The organism is Pseudoalteromonas sp. GW168-MNA-CIBAN-0100 (assembly GCF_040309225.1).
In the GTDB taxonomy this organism is placed as follows: Bacteria; Pseudomonadota; Gammaproteobacteria; order Enterobacterales; family Alteromonadaceae; genus Pseudoalteromonas; species Pseudoalteromonas arctica.
Genome location: NZ_JBEOOL010001125.1, coordinates 1 through 235 on the forward strand (window position 1 = coordinate 1; position 235 = coordinate 235).

Sequence of the window (235 nt, forward strand, 5' to 3'; positions counted from 1 at the left end):
GTACACTATTAGCACGTAAGGCGACGAGCGCGTATTTTACGGCCTTTAATATTACCTTCGGTTAATTTACGCAGTGCCGGTTTTGAAGAATTACGCTCTACGGCAACAAACGCAACGTTGTCGAGTACGTTTATTTTACCAACTTGACGCCCCGCAATACCGTCTTTACCGGTAAGTGCACCTAAAATATCACCTGCGCGTACTTTTTGCTTTTTACCAGAATCAAGCATTAAGG

Annotated in this window: 1 protein-coding gene; it reads right to left on the reverse strand. The window is 43.8% G+C overall.

The features are described 5' to 3' along the window. Positions 1–8: 8 nt before the first annotated feature. The coding region (locus AAEY62_RS24875; RefSeq protein WP_350637173.1) for a DbpA RNA binding domain-containing protein at positions 9–235 on the reverse strand (227 nt) is incomplete at its 5' end.